Below are 21,059 nucleotides of genomic sequence, written 5' to 3'. Positions count from 1 at the left end.
ATGCCCAAGTTGAATAATTATGTATTATATCTAATGAGTGTGTCTGCAGGACTGGTTGTGGCAAACTTATATTACAACCAGCCACTTTTGCATCTTATATCGGTTACTTTCAAGGTTTCGGAATCGGCCGTTAGCTATGTGGCACTCTCAACGCAGTTAGGTTATGCCTTTGGCCTCTTATTTGTTATTCCATTGGGAGATAAAATTTCCAATCATAAAATATTGAAATTTGATTTTGCTCTTATGGTTCTAGCATTGCTGGCAGCTGGTTTTTCTACATCTTTATTTTTACTAATATTAAGTAGTTTTTTTATTGGGTTCACTTCTGCCATACCGCAGTTATTTGTACCCATGGCAGCTCAATTAAGTGATGATAAAGGTAGGGGGCGGGCCATTGGTATTGTAATGAGTGGCTTGTTGATAGGTATTTTAGGAAGTCGGATTATAAGTGGTTTTGTGGGAGAATTATATGGTTGGCGGGTGATGTATTTTGCTGCGGCACTCATGATGATAGCTTTATATATATTATTGATCTTAAAATTGCCAAAAATCAGTCCAGATTATAAAGGTAGTTATGGTAATTTAATGAGCTCTCTATGGTATTATTTTAAAACAGAGCCTTCATTGCGATTGGCAACCTTAAGAGGGGCACTGGCCTTTGCGGGGTTAAGTGCTTTCTGGACCACATTGGTATTCTTAATGGAAGATAATTTTGGATATGGCAGCAGTGCTACAGGTGCTTTTGGAGTGTTTGCTATTTTTGGAGCCTTAGCGGCTACCGTAGTGGGGAAATTAAACAACCGTTTTGATAAAGCTAAAATTATTATCGTTTCGGTTATCATCTTAATGGGATCTTGGGTAATTTTCATGCTTTCTGGGAATTCGATTATTGGACTCATTTTAGGGGTTGTTTTTGTAGATTTAGGTTTGCAAGCGTTACATATAACCAATCAGAATATTATTTTCTCAAAAAATAGGGACGCTAGAAATAGGGTTAATACTATTTATATGGTCGGCTTTTTTATTGGAGGTGCTTTAGGCACTGCGTTTGGAGCTCTTGCTTGGGAGCATTATAAATGGATGGGCGTAACGCTTTTAGGGCTTTCCCTTACGGTTGTTATGGCTGTGGTTCAGGTTGTTTTTAGAAAAAAAACTATTTAAAAGAAAGCTCCCCTTTAAAAAGTGAAAATGCCTTTGCTTGGCCTAATACCGAACATACAAGATAAGTATTCGGCTATTTTTAGATATAGGGGCTATAGCGTATCATCCAGAGATAGAAGTACAAAATCGGGAAACCCTTGTGATGCGGATTTCGGTAAGACAACAAACCGATTTTTTAAAATAAGGGAGGATTGGTCTTTTTTTTTTAAAACTTCTTTAAAAATACTTAAACAATCATTTAGGTGTGAGGTCAACTTGTTTAAAAAGCCTTTTGTGTATGATGGATATAAATAATTTAACAATATTTTACATTTGATTGGTTCGTAACTTAACGAACTAATCGTAGATTTGAGGGGTTGACATTTTAAAACATGATAAAATATGAAAACAAGGTTAATAATAGGTGCTCTAATGGCTATGGGCTGTAAGAATGGTGAAAAAGCACACTTAAAAACTTCAGATGTAGCAGTTAAGGTTTCAACTGTATCTATTGAAAATACAAAATGGGTTATAAACACGTTAAAGGGAGAGGATACGCCTGGTAAAGAGGTGGATGCGCCTGTAATATACTTTGTTTTAAATCCTAAAAACAAACGAATTACTGGCCATTCAGGATGTAATACGTTTATGGGAACTTATACTTTAGAAGAGGGCAAGCGTATTTCTTTTTCGCAAATAGGATCGACGAGAATGGCATGTCCAGATGCTAAAATAAACGAGTCGGTAATTTTAGGTGTTTTTGAAGGTGCCGATAGCTTCACTATTTCAGATAATCATTTAACACTTTATAGTGCTTCAAACGAGGTTTTGGCAGGTTTTAAAAAAGCGGGTATAAATAAGGAGCCTATTGTTGAAAAGCGTTGGGTACTTAGAACCTTAGGGGGCAAAGATATCGTTATGGCAGATCAGCAAGAGCGTGAGATATTTTTCATTTTAGCCGCAGATGAAAATCGTATAACAGGGTTTTCGGGCTGTAATTCATTAAGTGGAGCATATAAATTAGAAAAGGACAACAGCATTCAATTTGAAAACATAGCCGTAACCATGAGAGCATGTCCAGATATGGATTTTAATGAATCTGAGTTTTTAAAGGTGTTTGAACTTGCAGATCACTATACCCTAGATAAGGATATGTTGTCACTAAATATGGGAAGAAAAGCTCCATTAGCTGTTTTTGAAGCCGTGTATGTGAAGTGAAAATTTTAAAAAACAGACTTTTAAAAATGTATTAACTTATAAACTAATATAAAAATGGACGTCCAAAAAAAAATAATTGTAATTACCGGAGGCGCTGGGGGTATAGGTCAAACTTGTGCTAGAACGTTTAAAAACCATTCTATGGTTATAACAGATTACGTTCAAGAACAAGTAGACTCTACTGTAGATGAGTTATTAAAAGAGGGCTTTGATGTTACGGGTATTGCTTGCGATATTACAAAAGAAAGTGATATTGAAAAGCTTGTTACATATGTTTCTAATTTAGGAGCGCTAAAAGCATTAATTCACACGGCAGGGGTTAGCGGTACCGTAACGGATATACAAAAAGTATATACTATCGATTTGGTGGCTACAGAGCTTTTGGTAGATGCTTTTTACACGATTGCTGAAAAGGATTCCGTTGCCATTTTACTTTCTTCTATGATGGCTCATACCATTCCTGTAAACACAGCGTACGATGAAGCCCTTAAAAATCCACAGGCATCAGAATCCTTTGGTATTATAAGTGGTTTTGTAAAGAACAGTTCAGACTTGATGTATAATTTTGCTAAACGAGGTGTACAATTGTTGGTTTACAAGAATGTAGATAAATGGGGTGAAAAAGGTGCAAGAATTGTAAGTGTTTCTCCAGGGGTTATTGAAACCCCTATGGCTTTAAAAGCCGCTGAAGAACATCCCGAAAGAATGGAAATGATTAAGCAGGCCACGCCTCTAAAACGAAACGGAACACCGGAAGACGTTGCAGGTGTAGTACGGTTTTTAGCTAGCGATGAAGCGCAATTTATTACGGGAACCGATATTTTAGTAGACGGCGGCGTGATACAGCACATAAAAAAAATGAGTTAAAAAATTAAAGCACATGGTCATATCCGATAAGATAGTATGGACTATTGGACACTCCACTAGAGCTATGGATGCTTTCCTGGAGTTGTTAACTTTCTACCGTATAGAGCAATTGGTCGATGTGCGGCGCTTTCCTGGCTCTAAAAGGTTTCCTCATTTTAAAAAAGAAAATTTGGAGAGTGTGTTACCTCAAAAAGGACTTATTTATAGTCATTTAGAGGCACTTGGAGGGCGTAGAAAAGCCAGTGTTGATTCAGAAAACACGGTGTGGAGACATCCTTCTTTTAGGGGATACGCGGATTATATGGAAACTCTAGAATTTAAAAATACCCTGCATGCGCTTGTGGATATGGCTAAAAAAAAGCGTTGTGCTATAATGTGCTCTGAAGCGGTTTGGTGGCGTTGCCATCGTTCTATGATTGCCGATCAGTTAAAGGCCCAGGGTTGGAAGGTGTATCATATTATAGATGGCCATACACCAACCGAGCACCCTTATACCAAACCGGCACAGTTGAAAAATGGTCAATTGACCTATCATTAATCGAATAAAAAAGCAATAAAACGACACACGTATATGGTAAAAAAACATATTTTAATTACTGGTGTTTCCGGAACCGTTGGTTTTGAGGTCTTAAAGCAGCTTATAGATAAGGCCTGTTATGATATTACTGTTTTTGATAAAAAAACAAAAACGTCCATTCGAAAACTTACACCTTATCAAGACAAATTAAAAATTGTTTTTGGGGATATTACCGATCCTAAGGATTTTGATGAAATTAAAACCCCAGTAGATGTTGTTATTCATTTGGCTGCTATTATTCCACCGTTAGCAGACGATGTTCCAGAATTAGCACAACAAGTAAATACCCAGGGTACAAAAAACTTAATTGAGCACTTGGAACAGCATGCACCTAACGCATTTTTTATGTATAGTTCTAGTATTTCTGTATATGGCGATCGGGTAAAAACACCTTATATAAAAGTAACCGATCCTCTTGTTCCAAGTGAAGGGGATGCTTATGCCGATACCAAAATAGCTTCAGAAAAACGAGTTCAAAACTGCAAGTTAAATTGGACTATCTTTAGATTGGCAGCCATTATGGGCAATCATAAAGTATCTAAGCTTATGTTTCATCAACCTTTAAATACCGCATTGGAGATTGCAACACCTCAAGATACCGCACGTGCTTTTGTTAATGGAATTGAGAAACAAAACCTCCTTTCAAAACGTATTTTTAACTTAGGAGGAGGAGAAACCTGCCGGATTGGTTATGCCCATTTCTTAGAACGTTCATTTGCTATATTTGGTTTAGGGAAATTAGATTTTCCTCATCATGCTTTTGCAGATAAAAATTTTCATTGTGGCTATTATGCCGATTGGGAAGATCTTAATAAAATAGTTCATTTTAGACACCATACTTTAGAAGATTATTTTAAAACAGAACGTAGAAAGGTGTCTTCTTTTAAAAAAAACATGGCATCTTTGTTTAGGCGGCCTATCAAATGGTATTTGCTAAAACAGTCTGAACCTTATCAAGCCTTTAAAAGAAACGACATAACTCGTATAAATCATTTTTTTAACCAAAACTCAAAACCATGATTATTTTTGTATTATATGTTTCTATTTTAATAAATTTTTTTTCTATCAACAATCCTGAATTAACTATTGAAATCCAAAATATTGAAGTTTCGGAAGGCGAAATAATTATAGGTGTTTTCAATACAGGAACCCGTTTTTTAAGAGAGGGCGCTGCAATAAAAAATTATACCATTGCTGCAGATGAGACTACAAAAACCCTTGTTATTAAGGATTTGCCAAAAGGGGTTTATGCCATTTCTATGTATCATGATGAAAATTCAGATGGTATATGTAATCGGAATTTTATAGGTATTCCTAAAGAGCCCTATGGTTTTTCAAACAATATAAAACCTAAGTTTTCTGCGCCTTCTTACGAAGATTGTAAATTTTCATTTCAAAAAGATTCAGTATTGAAGATTAAGCTTAGAAATTAAAAGAGAGTGAAAAATATTTTAATGTAGATTATTATGGAAACATTTTTTTTAAAATCCATTAGAAATGCGATTAAGCATTGGTACATTCCTTTGTTGGTAGGGCTGTTCTTTGTAATCGTTAGTATGGTGGTGTTTACTTCGCCCGCAGGCTCATTGCTTGCATTATCTGTTTTATTTGCGCTATCCTTTTTATTTGGAGGGCTTTCAGAAATTATTTTCTCTATCGCTAACAGATATCACATGGATAATTGGGGCTGGTCTTTGGCATTCGGGATCATCACTTTTATTATCGGTATTTCTCTAATTGCTCATCCTGCCCTTTCTATTAGGGTATTAGCATTTTATATTGGATTTATCATATTATTTCGTTCTGTTTCGGCCATAAGCTTTGCTATGGATGTTAAAAGATATGGTAACAAAAACTGGAGTGGATTACTGGTGTTGGGCGTTTTAGGTGGTGTCGCCTCTTTTTTCTTAATTTGGAATCCTGTTTTTGCAGGTATGAGTGTGGTTATTCTAATTGCCTTAAGCTTTTTGTTTGCTGGACTTTTTAGTGTTTTTTTAGCTTTACAATTGCGAAAACTTTATAACTCATCAAAAGTACTTTCTTCAGATTTAAGGGAGCGTTATGATGCGTTGGTAGAAGATATTCGTAAGGAATGGGACGCTTAAATGAGAAAACAAGGAATATGGAGTGCCCATAGAACAGTGCAAATGCAATAAGTATGATTAGAAAAGCAACATTGGCAGACTTAAAACGTATTCATGATATTGAGGTTTTGAGTTTTGATAAAGGCAGTTATCCTCTTTTTGTTTTAAGACAGTTTTTTGATATTTCAGAACCCTATTTTTTGGTTGCAGAAGAACAAAATGAAATCTTAGGGTATGCATTGGGACATTTAATCAAAAAATCCGGTCAAGGTTGGGTTTTGTCAATGTGCGTACACCCAGATGCTAGAGGTCATAATATAGGAAAGAAATTAATAAAGCGATTGGTCGAAATACTGGAAAATAATTTGAGCAATGAAATTTGTTTAACGGTTCATCCTGATAACTTTTCAGCTATAAAAATTTATCAGAATTTAGGATTTGAACATGTTCTTACCTCAGAAGATTACTATCTGGACCATGATGTTAGATTGGTAATGAAAAAGCAAAGCCTTATCCATAGAATGCATTCATAAAGCAATCATCGATTATAAAATACCGTTGTATTGAGGGGTTGCGCTAGCTATTAATTTGGTTGGTTCATGCTTTTAAGTCCTTTTATTGCCCATGCGCCTTTACAAGCTTTCTGAAATTAAGACATTCCTATTTACTAAGCTGCTTTTCTTTTCGCACCGATTTGCATCTTGTAAATTTAGAGGAAAAGATCATTTTTTAAACCAGAGGGCGGCACAAGCAATTGGGGTTAAAACCAGCCCATCTTTTTTAAGCTATAAATGCTTGTAGAGCGATTGGAATGTTTTGCAGTAAATTGAGCAAAATACCATACGGTTCCTGAAAGGGAGAGGGGACAGGCTATTTTTCTAAAAGGAGGTAGAGCGAACTAATGGGCTTAATTAGAAGAGGATGTTACAGCCTATTTTAAAATAAGCTTTATATTGGGCGCAATGTGAAAGGAAAGGTTTTTGCCTTGTGTTTTGAACTGCTTTTTATTTTAACTTTTATTTTTTACGGAATGACTTTAAACAAATTCGAATAATGAAAAAAGCACTCGGCAATAAATGGATGGTATTGATTATTCTTGCCTTAACTTGGGGAAGTGTTTTTATATTAATAAAAAAAACGCTCTTGGTTTTTAATCCTTATGAAATTGGAGCGTTACGGATGTTGTTTTCGGGTATCGCTCTTGTAAAATTTGGTGTGCCAGCATTACGGTATATGTCTAAAAACACCTTAATTTGGGTAGGTATAACAGGTTTTTTTGGTAATTTTTTCCCCACTTTTTTATTTCCTATCGCTCAGAAGCATGTAAGCAGTTCTATGGCAGGTATTTTAGATACCTTAGTCCCAGTTTTTATATTAATTCTGGGATTCTTATTTTTTGGGATTAAAAGTAAAATCATCCAATTTGTAGGAGCGATAATAGGCTTTTCTGGAGCTGCAATACTTTTATATTTTTCAGAAACCAGTTCTGAAAACACACAATTGGGGTCGGCCTTACTTATTGTTCTAGCAACGGCCTGTTATGGGCTTGCTGCATTAATTGTAAAAAACAAGCTAGCACATGTGCCTTCGTTGCAATTGTCCAGTGGCGCCATTATGTTGTGGACTGTGCCATCGTTTGTAGTTTTAGGGGCATCGGGTTTTTTTACAAATTTCCAGTCGAACCCACAAACATGGGGAGCCATGGGGTATATGATGATTCTTGGTGTTTTGGGCACCGCTATTTGTGGTGTTCTTTATTATAAATTGATTCAAGACGTGTCGCCGGTATTTGCTAGTACGGTAACCTACTTATTGCCAGTTGTAGCTGTAGCTTGGGGACTCTTGGATGGTGAAAAATTTACTATTTGGTACCTTCTTGGGGCTGTTTTAATTTTGGTTGGAATTTATTTAATTCGAGAACAAAAGAAAAAACCACAGCATATACCCCGATAAACCATCATCTATAAGGGGATTTTAAATAGATCGGGCATCCAGGCTAAGGGAGTGTTTTTAAGTGTTATGATTAGGAATATTACTGAAAATACATTATATTATTGGCCCATGAAAAATAGCGCAATTATCCGGTATTAAAAGCTATACTTTTAAATTGGAATAGGTATTGTGTTGTTTTATATACTGCACTAACGCAGCCTTTTACTAAAAATAGAATTAATAATTGTTGGTATATTTGGATTGTTTTCAATTCATTTTTATATCAGCCTAAACAACTATTGTTATATAATATGAAAAAAAAACGTGTAGGAATTATTGGTGCTGGGCCGAGTGGCTTGGCTCAATTAAGAGCTTTTGAAGCAGCAAAGAATGAAGGTTTGGAAGTGCCAGAGGTAGTTTGTTTTGAGAAACAAAGCAATTGGGGCGGTATGTGGAACTACTCATGGCGTACGGGAGTGGGAAAATATGGTGAGCCCACTCATGGCAGTATGTATAAGTATTTATGGTCTAATGGCCCTAAAGAATGCTTGGAGTTTTCAGATTATTCATTTGATGAACACTTTAAAAAACCGATATCCTCTTATCCGCCAAGGCCTGTCTTGTTCGATTATATTCAAGGGCGTATTAAAAAGAATAATGTTAGGGATTATATAAGTTTTGATACCACGGTGCGTTGGGTGAACTATAACGAGGAGACAAAAAAATTCGAAGTGGTACTAGATAATTTAAAAATTGATAAAACCTACTCCGAGGAGTTTGATTATCTGGTAGTGGCTTCTGGTCACTTCTCTACACCTAATATGCCTTATTTTAAAGGGATAGAACAATTCCCAGGACAGGTGATGCATGCTCATGATTTTAGGGGGGCAGACCCATATAAGGATCAAGATTTGCTCATTATTGGAAGTAGTTATTCTGCTGAAGATATTGGCGTTCAGTGTTATAAACACGGCGCAAAATCGGTAACTTTAAGTTATCGAAGCAACCCAATTGGCGTTAATTGGCCAGATGGTATTACAGAAGTGCCGTTATTGAAATATTTTGAAGGAGACACGGCATATTTTAAAGATGGTACCTCCCGAAGGTTTGATGCGGTTGTTATGTGTACGGGATATCAACATAAATTTCCGTTTCTTCCAGATGAATTGCGATTAAAGACCAAAAATAATCTTTATCCAGACCACTTGTACAAAGGCGTGTTTTTTAACGATCTGCCTAACCTGATCTATTTGGGGATGCAAGATCAATATTATACCTTTAATATGTTTGATGCGCAAGCGTGGGTTGCCAGAGATTTTATAATGAATCAATACCAATTGCCTAAAAAAGCCGAGCGTCGTATAGATATCGATAAATGGCTGGATGCTAATGAGAAGCTGGAAACGAGTTTTGATCACGTCGATTTTCAAACGGCTTATATAAAAGATTTGTTGGCTTTATCTGATTATCCAGATTTTAATGTCGATCAAGTTGCTGTCATGTTTAAAGAATGGCTTAAAGATAAAGACGAGAATATTTTAACCTATAGGGATAAAACGTTTCAGAGTGTGGTTACAGGAACCAAGGCTGAAACGCACCATACCGAATGGATGGATGAACTTGACGATAGTAAAGAACGTTATTTATACCAAGAAGAATGTGAAGACGGAGTTTCGGAAGCGCATGAAAAAGAACGCGTATAGATAAGATGCTGCCATTGTTCAGGCAGAGCCTCACAGATTTTTAAAATCTGTGAGGTTTTTTTATAGATATAGAGCCATAGCTTATAAAGTTAATAAAGCAAATCTAGTAACGGCTCGAGTGTCTAGTAAAGAAATGGCTCAAAAATGAACACAAGCATTTGAGATTGATTACAAGCTGAAATACAGATGTTTTTGGGCAAAATCGTGAGGCTTTTTCTGCCCTTTCTTTAAAAACACATCCAATGTATCTTGTATTTTAATATTAGAGATAAGCTTGTAAAGATGCTATTTTATTTCGCTGTATTTTGGTAAAGTGCTTAAGTCTTTTTACCTTAATACAGTGTTAAATTAAAAAAAGATAAATAAATTAAAGAGGGGGTTATGAGCAGGGGATTTGTAAAAGAAGAGGATCAAGAAGAAATGCCTATAGTACCGCCAAGGGCAGACCTGCCAGTTGGTATTACTAACTATGTTACGCAAGCGGGCATGCACGAACTCATATCTGAAAAACAATCGCTTTTAAAGGCGTTGGATGCCGTTGCCTATACCGATGAAAAAGAAAAACGAATCGCTTCTAATTATACCGCTGCAAAGTTGCAGCTGCTCCAAAATAGAATAGCTACAGCTAAAATTATTGATTTAGCAACGCAACCAAAAGATGAAATCCGTTTTGGTGCCACAATTACATTAAAGATTAGGTGATGAGGTAAACTATCAAACTTATCAAATTGTAGGTGTTGACGAAGCCGATATTGCTAAACAAAAAATGTCTTTTATATCGCCTGTAGCCCAGCTATTAATGGGGAAAAAAGTAGGGGCATTAGTAGTCTTGAAGTTGGCAGACGAAAATAGAGTATTTAATGTTATCGCTATAGCTTATAAGTAATTTTTGGTCGTGTAAAAGTATATGAATGCTGTTTAAAATTGGAGTTGATATATAATTACCAAGTTTGTTTCGTTACCCTATTTTTTTTCATCTGATTTTTTTAAAAAACATCGATTTCTCTAATATTAATACTCTAGGATGTTAATAAAAACCACATTTAAGTGCCGTTTTTATAGGCCTTATCACAGGTGGTTCGCTTTAGTTCGGTATAAAGCGAACCTTTCGTTTCTTTTTAACAAATATTTAGTGTTTTTTAGTTCGGTACATTCCGAACTAATTATATTTTTGCATCCTTAATAATTATTATGGAACATATATCTAAAGAACAAAAACAGCTAATAGAAGAAGTTGGGCTTATGCTTGAGGAGCGTTCAGATTTATCTCCACTTGCGGCCAGAATTTATGCCGCTCTTATTCTTTCTTGCTATGACGGATTAAGTTTTGATAATATTATCCAAATTACGCAAGCCAGTAAGAGTTCGGTCTCTAGCAACATAAATGTATTGATTCAATTACATTATATTGAGTACTACACCAAACCAGGAGATCGAAAACGTTATTTTCGAACGTCTAGGTTTTACATCATGAACACCATGGAGCAGCATTTGTTTACCATTGACAAGGAGTTGGAAATTGTGCAAAAAATAAACACATTTAATAAAGCGAATAATCCTGATAAATTTAAAAACGAAAAGTACTTAGGAAGTCTTTTTGAAGAATATCTTAAAGACCAACGAGAAAAAATTACCAGTAAACTCAAAAAAATAACCGATTTTCAAAATCAAGCTTAAACATCAAATACAATGAACTCTATTACAAAAAACATAATGCCTTTATTGCTACTTATTTTGGTGGCTTCATGCGGTAACGATAAAAACTCCCAAAATGCTGCTGGAGGCCAACCTCGGGCTATGGCATTGCCGGTAATTGAAATTCCTGTTAAAACCGTTACAACCTACATTAGTTATCCAACCAGTATTGAGGGGGTTGTAAATAGTGAAGTACGTGCAAAAATTTCAGGGTACATTACAGATGTTTTGGTAGATGAAGGCCAAAAGGTACGAAAAGGCCAAGTGTTATTTAGATTGGAAACAGAATCCATGAACCAAGATGCCTTAGCAGCAAAAGCGAATGTAAATGCCGCACAGGTTGAGGTGAATAAATTAAAACCTTTGGTGGAAAAAAACATCATTAGTAGTGTGCAGTTGGAAACGGCTAAAGCACAACTGGAACAGGCTAAAAGTGGTTTTAATAGTATTTCATCTAACATCGGATATGGAACTATAAAGAGCCCAGTAGATGGTTATGTTGGCGAAATAAGATTGAGAAAAGGCTCTTTAGTAAGCCCTTCCAGTCAAGGTGCCTTAACCACCGTTTCAGATATTAGCAATGTTTATGCTTATTTTTCTATGAATGAAAAAGAGTATCTTGACTTTATTCAAAATGCTGAAGGGACTTCAAAAGAAGAAAAAATAAAAAATCTTTCAGAAGTTACTTTGATTCTGGCCAATGGTCGTGAATACGATTCTAAAGGAAAGATAGAAACCATTAATTCTCAAATCAATAGGAATACTGGAACCGTATCATTTAGAGCACGATTTGACAATGCCAATGGGATTTTAACCAATGGAAATAGTGGTACGATTAAAGTGCCAACCGTTTATGAAAATGTGGTCGTTGTTCCTCAAGAAGCAACCTTCGAAAATCAAAATAGCAGACTTGTTTATGTTGTACAACAAGATTCGGCAAAAAACACCGTTGCAGTTTCAAAAGCGATCACTATTAAAGGAAAAAGCGATAATTTATTTATCGTAGATACAGGTCTTGAAAAAGGGGAAACTGTTATAGCCAAAGGAATTGGTAAAGTAAGAGATGGTATGCCCATCGAACCAACAAAATCTGATTTTGATAGTATTTCAAAGCCTATCACGCCAGAGTTTCAATAATATAATGTTTCATCAAGACAAGAAAAATTAAGAAACCATGCTTAAAACATTCATAACGAGACCTGTATTATCTACAGTTATCTCTATAATTATAGTGATATTGGGTATTTTGGGACTCCAGTCTCTTTCCGTAACCCAATATCCTGATATAGCACCTCCAACCATTCAGGTGTCCGCTTCCTATCCAGGGGCAACCGCAGCAACCATTCTGGAAAGTGTAATTATTCCCATAGAAGAACAAATTAATGGTGTAGAAGGGATGACCTATATCACCTCTACGGCCACTAATAATGGTACTGCAAATATTACGGTTTATTTCAATCAAGATGTCGATCCGGATATTGCTGCCGTAAATGTTCAGAACCGGGTGGCACGTGCCAATCCGCTTTTACCTCAGGCTGTTAGGCAAACAGGGGTTTTAACAGAAAAGCAACAGACCAGTGCTTTAATGTTTATTAGTTTTTTTAGTACTAATAAAGATTATAATGACACTTACCTTCAAAATTATTTAAAAATTAATGCGGTACCTGCCTTCCAAAGGGTTAACGGTGTTGGAAATGTTTCCGTATTTGGAGCTAAAGATTATGCCATGCGTATTTGGTTAAAACCAGATAAATTGGCTACTTATGGTCTTGCACCTTCCGATATTACGGCTGCTATTAACGAGCAAAGTCAAGAAGCTGCGGCCGGAACTATTGGGGAAAACAGTGGTGAGGCATTCTCTTATGTAATTACTTACGATGGTAGATATAGTAATCAAGAAGAGTACGAAAATATCATTTTAAAATCTTTAGGAAATGGCGAGTTTTTAAGATTAAAAGATGTCGCTAAAATAGAACTTGATGCACAATCTTATGCAGCAAGTGCTAACACCAATGGAAACCCAAGTGTCGCTTTAGGTGTTTTTCAAACAAAAGGATCCGACGCACAAACCATTATCGAAGAAGTTAAAGCCGAATTGGCATCACTTGAGAAAAACTTTCCAGAAGGGATAGAGTATATCATTCCTTATGATACCAATGAGTTTTTAAACGCTTCTATAGAAAAAGTAACCCATACGCTAATAGAAGCCTTTATTTTGGTATTCCTTGTGGTTTTTATTTTCTTGCAAGATTTTAGATCGACGTTAATTCCAGCTATTGCGGTGCCGGTATCTATTATAGGAACCTTTTTCTTTTTAAATTTATTTGGATACACCATTAACCTTTTAACACTTTTCGCATTACTCTTGGCCATTGGGATTGTGGTAGATGATGCCATTGTTGTGGTAGAGGCCGTGCACGCCAAAATCGATCAAGGCGCTAAAGATGTACAAAAGGCAACCATGACTGCCATGAGTGAAATATCTGGAGCAATCGTGTCTATTACCTTGGTAATGGCAGCGGTTTTTGTTCCCGTAACGTTTATTACAGGGCCTACAGGGGTGTTTTACAAGCAGTTTGGTGTCACCCTTATTGTAGCTATAATCATTTCTGCAGTAAATGCCTTAACTTTAAGTCCGGCTTTATGTGCTATCTTTTTAAAACCACATTCTGAAGAAGAAAAGAAAAGAACGGTATTGCAACGTTTTTACAATGCTTTTAATGCAGGTTTTAACGCCATGACTTATAAGTATGGACAATCCATTGGCTTTTTATATAGACATAAATGGTTAAATGTTGTTATACTGGTTGCCGCTGTTGCAGGTATTTGGTACGCGTCATCAACTACACCTACAGGTTTTGTGCCAGATGAAGACAGAGGTTTGGTGTTTGTAAATGTGGAATTGCCACCAGGAGCTTCTGTAGATAGAACAGCAGAAGTGAACAGAGGTTTACGTGAAAAAATTCTACAAGTGGAAGGTGTGCAAAGTGTTACGCTTATTAACGGACGAAGTTTAATAAGTGGCGCTGGAAATAACTATGGATTGGGCTTTATTAAGTTAAAGAACTGGAGTGAGCGTGAGACAGACGAAACATCATCAAAAGCAATTATTGGAAGACTGTTTGGCGTTGCTTCGACTATTCCGGAAGCAAATATTATTTTCTTCTCTCCACCAAGTATACCAGGTTTTGGGAATTCTGCTGGTGTTGAAGTTAATCTGTTAGATCGTTCTGGAGGAAGTTTTGAAGATTTAGACAAAACCAATCAAGAGTTTATCTCTAAATTGAGTCAGCGACCAGAGTTTCAATACGCGAACTCATCATTTAGCACCAAATATCCACAATATAAATTGGATATCAATGTGCCGTTGGCCAAAGAATATGGTGTAAATATCAATACCATTTTCAATACCATGCAAGGGTATATTGGAAGTATTTACGCTGCCGACTTCTCTCGTTTTGGAAAACAATTTAGAGTTTATATTCAGGCTTTACCAGAAGATAGAGCTCAAAAACAAGACATAAGCAACCTATTTGTAAAAACCGGAACTGGGGAGATGGCTCCTATAACCCAATTTGTGAGTTTAGAGCGTGATTTTGGGCCACAATCGGTAACACGATTCAACTTGTTTAACTCCACATCTATTACGGGGGCTTTAAATCCGGGGTTTAGTACAGGGGATGGTATTGCTGCAATAGAAGAGGTTTCTGCTACGTTGCCAAGTAATTACTCTACGGCTTATTCTGGTTTAACACGAGAGGAGCTCGCTGCAGGAAATCAAACCACTACCATCTTAATTTTGGTTATTGTGTTTGTGTATTTCTTATTGGCGGCACAGTACGAGAGTTATATGTTACCATTCGCAGTATTGTTCTCTTTACCTTTGGGGATTTTTGGAGCATTTATTACAACCAAGCTTGCAGGTTTGGAAAATAATATTTATTTCCAAATTGCCTTAATTATGTTGATTGGTCTATTAGCGAAAAACGCTATTTTGATCGTGGAGTTCGCGATACAAAGACGACAACAGGGTGAGAGTATATACGATGCGGCCATTGATGGAGCAAAAGCGCGTTTACGTCCTATTTTAATGACGTCTTTAGCTTTTATTTTTGGGCTAACCCCTTTAGTAATAGCAACAGGCGTAGGTTCTGAAGGAAACAGGGCTATTGGTACAGGTGCTGTTGGTGGTTTATTAATAGGGACTGTTTTAGGAGTGTTTACCATTCCTATCCTGTATATGCTTTTCCAATGGTTACATGAAAAAGTAAGCTCTAAACCTAAGCCAGTAATAGACGAAGCATAATTTGCAATTTGAAATTTAAAAAAAATGAAAAAATCAATAATTATAAAAGTCAGCCTTGTGTTTTTAGCATTGCTGACTTTACAATCTTGTTTCGTTGCAAAAGAATATACGCAACCAGAATTAGAAAACCTCGAAGCTAATTTTAGAACAGATCATATTTCTACAGATAGCTTAACGATGGCAGATGTGTCATGGAAAGATTTGTTTACAGATCCTATATTGAATAGTTATATTGAAAAAGGTTTAGAACACAACATGGATATCCGTGTAGCTTTACAGAAAATTTTGGCTTCCGAAGCTTATTTTAAGCAAGGGAAATCAGGTTACTACCCTACGCTTTCTGCCAAAGCACAATTTACGCATCAGGAACTATCTAAAAATAGTCCGTTAGGAAGCTTGTCCAGAGGGTCATTAGATCAATATGATGTGATGGGATCATTATCCTGGGAAGCGGATATATGGGGGAAAATAAGAAGCAATAAACGAGCTTTTGAAGCCAGTTATTTACAAACTGTTGCGGCACATACGGCTGTAAAAACAAGATTGATTGCTAATATTGCTTCGGTATATTATCAATTGCTTGCAGTAGATGAACAAATTAATATAACAGAAAAAACAATTGCTTCACGAATTAACAGTTTAGAGACTTCTGAAGCTTTAAAAGAAGCAGGAAGTGTTACGCAGGTAAGTGTAAAGCAAACCGAGGCACAACTATACACTGCACAAGCGATTCTTGTTGATTTAAAAAACGAATTGCATGTATTAGAGAATACGATGTCTATATTATTGGGAGAAATGCCTCATGATATAGAGCGCTCTACTTTACAGGAGCAAAAAATCACAACGCCTTTAGCTGTGGGTGTTCCCAGCCAGTTGTTAAGTAATCGTCCTGATGTTATTGCTGCGGAGTTCCAATTGCGTAATGCTTTTGAACTTACAAATGTAGCACGAAGCCATTTTTATCCTTCGCTTACACTTTCTGCAAATGGTGGTTTTCAAAGCCTGGAGCTGGATGAACTTTTTAATGCCAATTCTCTTTTTGCAACTGTAGTTGGAGGCTTAACACAGCCTATTTTTAATGGAAGAAAAATCCGTACACAATATGAAGTGTCCCAGGCACAACAAGAGCAAGCCAAACTTAATTTTAATTATGCGCTGCTAGTGGCCAGTAAAGAGGTTTCAGATGCTATGTTTGCTTATCATACTGCTGTTGAGAAAAGCGAAATAAAACAAAAAGAGTATGACGCCTATGCATTGGCAACCGAATATTCTCAAGAGTTATTGAATAACGGTTTGGCAAATTATTTAGAGGTTTTAAGAGCTGAAGAGAACACCCTAAATACAAGTTTAGATTTAGTAAGAGCAAAAAACAACCAATTGCAATCGATAATCAACCTTTATGAGGCCTTAGGCGGTGGTTGGAAATAATCGATAATTAAATCCGAAGGTTTGTTTTGGGTTTGGTTTTATGGGATAGGGCGTTGGGAGTTGTAAGGTTTGTTTTATAATATTTGGAGCGCCTCTACCCTGTGGTACTTTTAATGGAATGTGACGTATAAATGTATTAATTATGGAAGAGTTTCTACAAACCTATCAGTCTCCTCTTATTTTTGCAGCAATTGTAATTGCAGCAGTTGTTGTGCTTTATATATTGAATAATTTGATATATAAGTGGCTTTTAAAAAAGCAAAGAGAACATTTTCCAGGTGCATCGGTAAAACCCGTAAAACTCATTAAACGTATTTTAAATGTTTTATGGTTGGTTTTAGGGCTTATAGCCTTGAGCTTTGTTTTTGTAGACCGAGATAAAGATGTAGCACTGGTAAGTTATTTCAAATTGGTAGGTTATTTGGGGCTTTTGTCTGTAATCACTATTATATTGGCCACGGCGTGCAACATGTGGTTTAAATATAAAATTCAGGAGAAAATCGAAAAAGATTATGATCCTACTAGTTTTAAGTTCTTGCGCTATATTGCGGTATTTACCATTTGTTTTATAGGGGTTCTTTTTGGGCTTTTGGCGTTTCCATCGCTTAAAGGTGTTGCCCAAACGGCTTTGGGTGGCGCTGGAGTATTGGCGCTTATTGCAGGTGTTGCCTCTCAAGAAGCCCTTTCAAACCTAGTAGGTGGTGTGTTTATAATTTCATTTAAACCTTTTAAAATAGGTGATCTTGTAAAAATAACGGACAATATGGTCGGTAGGGTAACCGATATCACGTTACGTCATACTATTATTCGTAATTTCGAAAATAAAATGATTGTTATACCTAATGCCATTATCAATAAAGAAAAGTTGATTAATTACGATTTAGGAGAACTTAAGTGTTGTGAGCGTATTGAAATAGGAATATCTTATGATAGCGACATCGATTTGGCCAAAAAAATAATGCAAGAGGAGTGTGAAAAGCATCCTCTCATTTTTGATAATCGTACAGCTTTAGAAAAAAATGAGGGTAAACCTATTGTGAAAACCGCCTTAACAGCCCTTAACGATTCTTCAATGACGATTAGGGCCTGGACCTGGGGGCGTAACTTTAGCGATACCTTTCAAATTAAATGCGATGCCTTAGAGAGTATAAAAAAGCGTTTTGATAAAGAAGGTATAGAAATCCCTTTTCCATACAGAACTATTGTGATGAAAAAGGAGAAACCAGCAGAAGTGGATACAACAAATGAAATTAAAAATTAATACTGAACTAGCTTTAAGAGAACGTATTAAAGAATTAACCTGTCTTTACGAAGTCTCGTCTATTATTGTAAATGCAGATTTGGAAATTCTTGAAGACACTATAGGTGCGATTGCCTTTAGTTTAAAAAAAGCATTTCGTTATCCTAAAGAAACACATATTGTTATTGCTACAGGTAATATTGAAGTGGGTACTTCTCATAACCCTATAGATGTAAAAGCGAAATTAGTTACAAATATATCTATTTTTAATAAGCATGAGGGTACCATCTCTGCCTATTTAAAAGATCCTAAAGGTTTAAAAAAAGGCTTTTTAAATGAGGAGCAACTTTTACTTGATAATATAGCTTTAAAACTAGGAAGTTTGCTGGAACGTATGGAAATTAGAAAAAGTGAGACCTCTTTAAAACGCCAAATGGAACGTGCAGACAGATTGGGTATATTAGGAGAGCTTACTGCCGGTATTGCTCATGAGTTGAATACTCCTTTGGCTAATATTTTAGGTTTTTCAGAATTGATAAAAGATAACTTAGATGAGGCTGATGATAAAAATATCGCAGATTTAGATAAAATAATCCAAAACGCTATTTTTTCCAGAGAAGTTGTTAAAAAACTCATGTTCTTTGCTTGTGAGATGCCTCAAGAGATGACGCAGGTAAACCTTGTGCCCAACATTAAAAATGCAATAGATTTACTAGATGCTACGTTTCGTAAACATCAAGTCAAATACGTTGTAAAGATAGAAACCGAAACCTTATGGTTGCAGGCAGACACTATACAACTCACTCAAATTATATTCAACCTTATTATTAATGCTATTTATTTTTCACCAAAAAATGGACTGGTAACTATTGAAGCTTTTGAATCGGGAAAAGATATTATACTCAAAATTTCAGATCAAGGCCCAGGGCTTTCATTAGAGGCGTTAGAGAAAGTATTTCAACCTTTTTTTACCACAAAACCCACAGGAGATGGAGCGGGTTTGGGCTTAAGTGTGGTGCATGGTATCGTTTCCAGCCATAACGGCACTATTTCAGCAGAAAATAATCCCGCTAAAGGCGCTACCTTTACGGTAATTTTACCAAAAGAAACAAAATGAAACTTCGTAAAGAAAACATACTTATTGTAGATGATGATATGAATATTTTGGAGTTGTTGCAACGCCATCTTCAATCTTGGAATTATCATACTTATAAAGCTGTTTCTGTAAAAGAAGCTGTAACTATTTTAAGGGATACGCCTATTGATTTGTTGATTACAGATTTAAAAATGCCCGAAATTGATGGTTTTGAGCTTATTAAATTTGTATCAGAGCATTATCCTAAACTTCCAAAACTTGTTGTTACGGGATATCCTTCGGTACAAGACTCTTTAGCGGCCATTAAATCTGGTGTAGTGGCATATCTTACCAAGCCTTTTACAAGAGAAGAATTGAAAGTTGCTATGGATGGGGCATGGGCAAAATTGGAAATCAATAATACGAAAGCCCCATTACCCATTAAGCCTAAAGATTCTTATGGTGAGATTATAGGTGTTTCAGAAAAAATAGATACGGTTATTCAAATTATTGAGCGTGTTAAAAACAATAAAGCCACTATTTTTATTAAAGGCGAAAGTGGTACAGGTAAAGAATTGGTAGCGCGTGCTATCCATTATCAAGGTAAATTCTCCCGTGCGCCTTTTATTGCAGTAAACTGTGGCGGTATTCCCGAAAATTTATTAGAATCGGAATTGTTTGGTTATACCAAAGGTGCTTTTACAGGAGCAGAGCAGAACCGTAATGGTTTTTTTCAGGCAGCCAACGGCGGAACCATTTTTTTAGATGAAATAGCTAATGCATCATTAGCAGCACAATCGCGATTGCTTCGAGTATTGCAAGAGAAAGAAGTTTTAAAGGTTGGTTCTCAAAAAGCAGAAAAAATAGATGTGCGTGTAATTGCAGCAACAAATGCCAATTTAAAGGATATGATACAAAAACAAACGTTTAGGGAAGATTTGTATTATCGCCTTACAGTGGTAGAGATACATGTGGCGCCTTTAAGAGAGCGTAAAGAAGATATCCCTTTATTGATTGATAAATTTTTGTTCAAGTACGGAGTAGAATATAAAGATAAGTTTGTGAAAATAAGTCCAGAAGCCATTGCGGTACTTCGCCGTTATGATTGGCCCGGAAACATCAGAGAACTGGAAAATGTTATTCAACGCGCCGTTATCATGTCTGATAATGGGATTGAAGTGGAGCATCTCCCTGAAAGCTTGAAATTTAATATCGATTTTCCTAAAGAAGGATTACTGCCTTTAAAAGAAATGGAAAAGCGACATATTCAAAACGTCTTAAATGCCACAAATAATAATAAAACAAAAGCTGCCGAAATTTTAGGTATAGATCGAAAAACTATCCGGCAAAAACTTTCAGAATAAACTACTTTAAGATTGATGCTTTTTGGGTCGACCGAGTCATATTGTACCAGTTCGATTTTTTATTCTATTTCTTTTTTATTTCATATCCCTATGTTTATTAGGGGTTTTAAATCCTATCTATTTTAAATTTTTTATTTGGTATATAGATTGCTATTCTATTTTGAATTGTAATGAAATGAAATTAGAAATAGAATGACTAGAATAATTTTTAATGTATTATAATTGATTTAGCATAACACCTTGTTATGTATTGGCTAAAGGGGTTAGGTAAACACCCTTAGGCATATCCCAGATATACAGTAGGCATAAATCCTTGGAATTTCATAAGAATCCATTTAAAAGAATAGGCGCTTTAATTTTGACTGTTATCATTTGATATTTTTTGGATTTACAAACTATTGTTTATCCTATTTGCTATAAAAAAACTAAG

At 35.9% G+C, this 21,059-nt stretch carries 19 protein-coding genes; all 19 read left to right on the top strand.

Annotated features, from left to right (window positions below):
* The 19 genes from ACFFU9_RS16135 to ACFFU9_RS16045 all read left to right on the top strand — a co-directional run bounded on the left by ACFFU9_RS16135 (position 1) and on the right by ACFFU9_RS16045 (position 20,629).
* Positions 1 to 1,161, top strand: coding sequence for an MFS transporter (locus ACFFU9_RS16135; RefSeq protein ID WP_379862518.1), 1,161 nt, complete (start codon positions 1 to 3; stop codon positions 1,159 to 1,161).
* A 381-nt stretch (positions 1,162 to 1,542) separates the two neighbouring features.
* On the top strand, positions 1,543 to 2,358 hold the full coding sequence (locus tag ACFFU9_RS16130) for an META domain-containing protein (RefSeq protein ID WP_379862517.1): 816 nt from the start codon (positions 1,543 to 1,545) through the stop codon (positions 2,356 to 2,358).
* 54 nt (positions 2,359 to 2,412) lie between these two features.
* On the top strand, positions 2,413 to 3,225 hold the full coding sequence (locus ACFFU9_RS16125) for an SDR family oxidoreductase (protein ID WP_379862516.1): 813 nt from the start codon (positions 2,413 to 2,415) through the stop codon (positions 3,223 to 3,225).
* A 13-nt stretch (positions 3,226 to 3,238) separates the two neighbouring features.
* Positions 3,239 to 3,763, top strand: a complete 525-nt coding sequence (locus ACFFU9_RS16120) for a DUF488 domain-containing protein (protein ID WP_379862515.1) — start codon at positions 3,239 to 3,241, stop codon at positions 3,761 to 3,763.
* A gap of 33 nt (positions 3,764 to 3,796) precedes the next feature.
* The gene (locus ACFFU9_RS16115; RefSeq protein ID WP_379862514.1) at positions 3,797 to 4,822 is read left to right on the top strand and encodes an NAD-dependent epimerase/dehydratase family protein; all 1,026 of its coding nucleotides are present in this window, start codon (positions 3,797 to 3,799) and stop codon (positions 4,820 to 4,822) included.
* Positions 4,819 to 5,235: a DUF2141 domain-containing protein gene (locus tag ACFFU9_RS16110; protein WP_379862513.1), complete on the top strand. Its 417-nt coding sequence runs from the start codon at positions 4,819 to 4,821 to the stop codon at positions 5,233 to 5,235. The genes ACFFU9_RS16115 and ACFFU9_RS16110 overlap by 4 nt, the downstream gene beginning before the upstream one ends.
* 33 nt (positions 5,236 to 5,268) lie before the next feature.
* Positions 5,269 to 5,907, top strand: coding sequence for an HdeD family acid-resistance protein (locus tag ACFFU9_RS16105; RefSeq protein ID WP_379862512.1), 639 nt, complete (start codon positions 5,269 to 5,271; stop codon positions 5,905 to 5,907).
* A gap of 53 nt (positions 5,908 to 5,960) precedes the next feature.
* Entirely contained in the window at positions 5,961 to 6,419 is a 459-nt protein-coding gene (locus ACFFU9_RS16100) for a GNAT family N-acetyltransferase (RefSeq protein WP_379862511.1), read from the top strand.
* Positions 6,420 to 6,939: 520 nt separating this feature from the next.
* Positions 6,940 to 7,839, top strand: coding sequence for a DMT family transporter (locus tag ACFFU9_RS16095; protein ID WP_379862510.1), 900 nt, complete (start codon positions 6,940 to 6,942; stop codon positions 7,837 to 7,839).
* Between the two features lie 290 nt (positions 7,840 to 8,129).
* Positions 8,130 to 9,521, top strand: coding sequence for a trimethylamine monooxygenase (locus tag ACFFU9_RS16090; protein ID WP_379862509.1), 1,392 nt, complete (start codon positions 8,130 to 8,132; stop codon positions 9,519 to 9,521).
* A gap of 381 nt (positions 9,522 to 9,902) precedes the next feature.
* Positions 9,903 to 10,223: a hypothetical protein gene (locus ACFFU9_RS16085; protein ID WP_379862508.1), complete on the top strand. Its 321-nt coding sequence runs from the start codon at positions 9,903 to 9,905 to the stop codon at positions 10,221 to 10,223.
* Positions 10,224 to 10,287: 64 nt separating this feature from the next.
* On the top strand, positions 10,288 to 10,407 hold the full coding sequence (locus ACFFU9_RS16080) for a GreA/GreB family elongation factor (protein WP_379862507.1): 120 nt from the start codon (positions 10,288 to 10,290) through the stop codon (positions 10,405 to 10,407).
* 305 nt (positions 10,408 to 10,712) lie between these two features.
* The gene (locus tag ACFFU9_RS16075; protein WP_379862506.1) at positions 10,713 to 11,198 is read left to right on the top strand and encodes a GbsR/MarR family transcriptional regulator; all 486 of its coding nucleotides are present in this window, start codon (positions 10,713 to 10,715) and stop codon (positions 11,196 to 11,198) included.
* Positions 11,199 to 11,210: 12 nt separating this feature from the next.
* On the top strand, positions 11,211 to 12,353 hold the full coding sequence (locus tag ACFFU9_RS16070; protein ID WP_379862505.1) for an efflux RND transporter periplasmic adaptor subunit: 1,143 nt from the start codon (positions 11,211 to 11,213) through the stop codon (positions 12,351 to 12,353).
* A 37-nt stretch (positions 12,354 to 12,390) separates the two neighbouring features.
* Positions 12,391 to 15,522, top strand: coding sequence for an efflux RND transporter permease subunit (locus ACFFU9_RS16065; RefSeq protein ID WP_379862504.1), 3,132 nt, complete (start codon positions 12,391 to 12,393; stop codon positions 15,520 to 15,522).
* A 24-nt stretch (positions 15,523 to 15,546) separates the two neighbouring features.
* On the top strand, positions 15,547 to 16,950 hold the full coding sequence (locus tag ACFFU9_RS16060; RefSeq protein ID WP_379862503.1) for a TolC family protein: 1,404 nt from the start codon (positions 15,547 to 15,549) through the stop codon (positions 16,948 to 16,950).
* A 142-nt stretch (positions 16,951 to 17,092) separates the two neighbouring features.
* Positions 17,093 to 18,211 carry a mechanosensitive ion channel family protein gene (locus ACFFU9_RS16055; RefSeq protein WP_379862502.1) on the top strand — a complete coding sequence of 373 codons (1,119 nt, stop codon included), beginning with the start codon at positions 17,093 to 17,095 and terminating at the stop codon, positions 18,209 to 18,211.
* A complete protein-coding gene (locus ACFFU9_RS16050) occupies positions 18,195 to 19,307 on the top strand; it encodes a sensor histidine kinase (protein ID WP_379862501.1) in 1,113 nt (370 codons plus the stop codon). The genes ACFFU9_RS16055 and ACFFU9_RS16050 overlap by 17 nt, the downstream gene beginning before the upstream one ends.
* On the top strand, positions 19,304 to 20,629 hold the full coding sequence (locus ACFFU9_RS16045; RefSeq protein ID WP_379862500.1) for a sigma-54-dependent transcriptional regulator: 1,326 nt from the start codon (positions 19,304 to 19,306) through the stop codon (positions 20,627 to 20,629). The genes ACFFU9_RS16050 and ACFFU9_RS16045 overlap by 4 nt, the downstream gene beginning before the upstream one ends.
* The last annotated feature ends 430 nt before the right edge of the window (positions 20,630 to 21,059 follow it).

This window comes from Mariniflexile ostreae (assembly GCF_042427585.1).
In the GTDB taxonomy this organism is placed as follows: Bacteria; Bacteroidota; Bacteroidia; order Flavobacteriales; family Flavobacteriaceae; genus Pseudalgibacter; species Pseudalgibacter ostreae.
The sequence above is the reverse complement of the archived record's forward strand: the minus strand, read 5'-3'. Positions and strand labels throughout refer to the sequence as shown.

Coding starts and splice junctions, on each gene's coding strand:
- ACFFU9_RS16135 (WP_379862518.1), top strand. CDS start 1: ATGCCCAAGTTGAATAATTATGTATTATATCTAATGAGTGTGTCTGCA.
- ACFFU9_RS16130 (WP_379862517.1), top strand. CDS start 1,543: ATGAAAACAAGGTTAATAATAGGTGCTCTAATGGCTATGGGCTGTAAG.
- ACFFU9_RS16125 (WP_379862516.1), top strand. CDS start 2,413: ATGGACGTCCAAAAAAAAATAATTGTAATTACCGGAGGCGCTGGGGGT.
- ACFFU9_RS16120 (WP_379862515.1), top strand. CDS start 3,239: ATGGTCATATCCGATAAGATAGTATGGACTATTGGACACTCCACTAGA.
- ACFFU9_RS16115 (WP_379862514.1), top strand. CDS start 3,797: ATGGTAAAAAAACATATTTTAATTACTGGTGTTTCCGGAACCGTTGGT.
- ACFFU9_RS16110 (WP_379862513.1), top strand. CDS start 4,819: ATGATTATTTTTGTATTATATGTTTCTATTTTAATAAATTTTTTTTCT.
- ACFFU9_RS16105 (WP_379862512.1), top strand. CDS start 5,269: ATGGAAACATTTTTTTTAAAATCCATTAGAAATGCGATTAAGCATTGG.
- ACFFU9_RS16100 (WP_379862511.1), top strand. CDS start 5,961: ATGATTAGAAAAGCAACATTGGCAGACTTAAAACGTATTCATGATATT.
- ACFFU9_RS16095 (WP_379862510.1), top strand. CDS start 6,940: ATGAAAAAAGCACTCGGCAATAAATGGATGGTATTGATTATTCTTGCC.
- ACFFU9_RS16090 (WP_379862509.1), top strand. CDS start 8,130: ATGAAAAAAAAACGTGTAGGAATTATTGGTGCTGGGCCGAGTGGCTTG.
- ACFFU9_RS16085 (WP_379862508.1), top strand. CDS start 9,903: ATGAGCAGGGGATTTGTAAAAGAAGAGGATCAAGAAGAAATGCCTATA.
- ACFFU9_RS16080 (WP_379862507.1), top strand. CDS start 10,288: ATGTCTTTTATATCGCCTGTAGCCCAGCTATTAATGGGGAAAAAAGTA.
- ACFFU9_RS16075 (WP_379862506.1), top strand. CDS start 10,713: ATGGAACATATATCTAAAGAACAAAAACAGCTAATAGAAGAAGTTGGG.
- ACFFU9_RS16070 (WP_379862505.1), top strand. CDS start 11,211: ATGAACTCTATTACAAAAAACATAATGCCTTTATTGCTACTTATTTTG.
- ACFFU9_RS16065 (WP_379862504.1), top strand. CDS start 12,391: ATGCTTAAAACATTCATAACGAGACCTGTATTATCTACAGTTATCTCT.
- ACFFU9_RS16060 (WP_379862503.1), top strand. CDS start 15,547: ATGAAAAAATCAATAATTATAAAAGTCAGCCTTGTGTTTTTAGCATTG.
- ACFFU9_RS16055 (WP_379862502.1), top strand. CDS start 17,093: ATGGAAGAGTTTCTACAAACCTATCAGTCTCCTCTTATTTTTGCAGCA.
- ACFFU9_RS16050 (WP_379862501.1), top strand. CDS start 18,195: ATGAAATTAAAAATTAATACTGAACTAGCTTTAAGAGAACGTATTAAA.
- ACFFU9_RS16045 (WP_379862500.1), top strand. CDS start 19,304: ATGAAACTTCGTAAAGAAAACATACTTATTGTAGATGATGATATGAAT.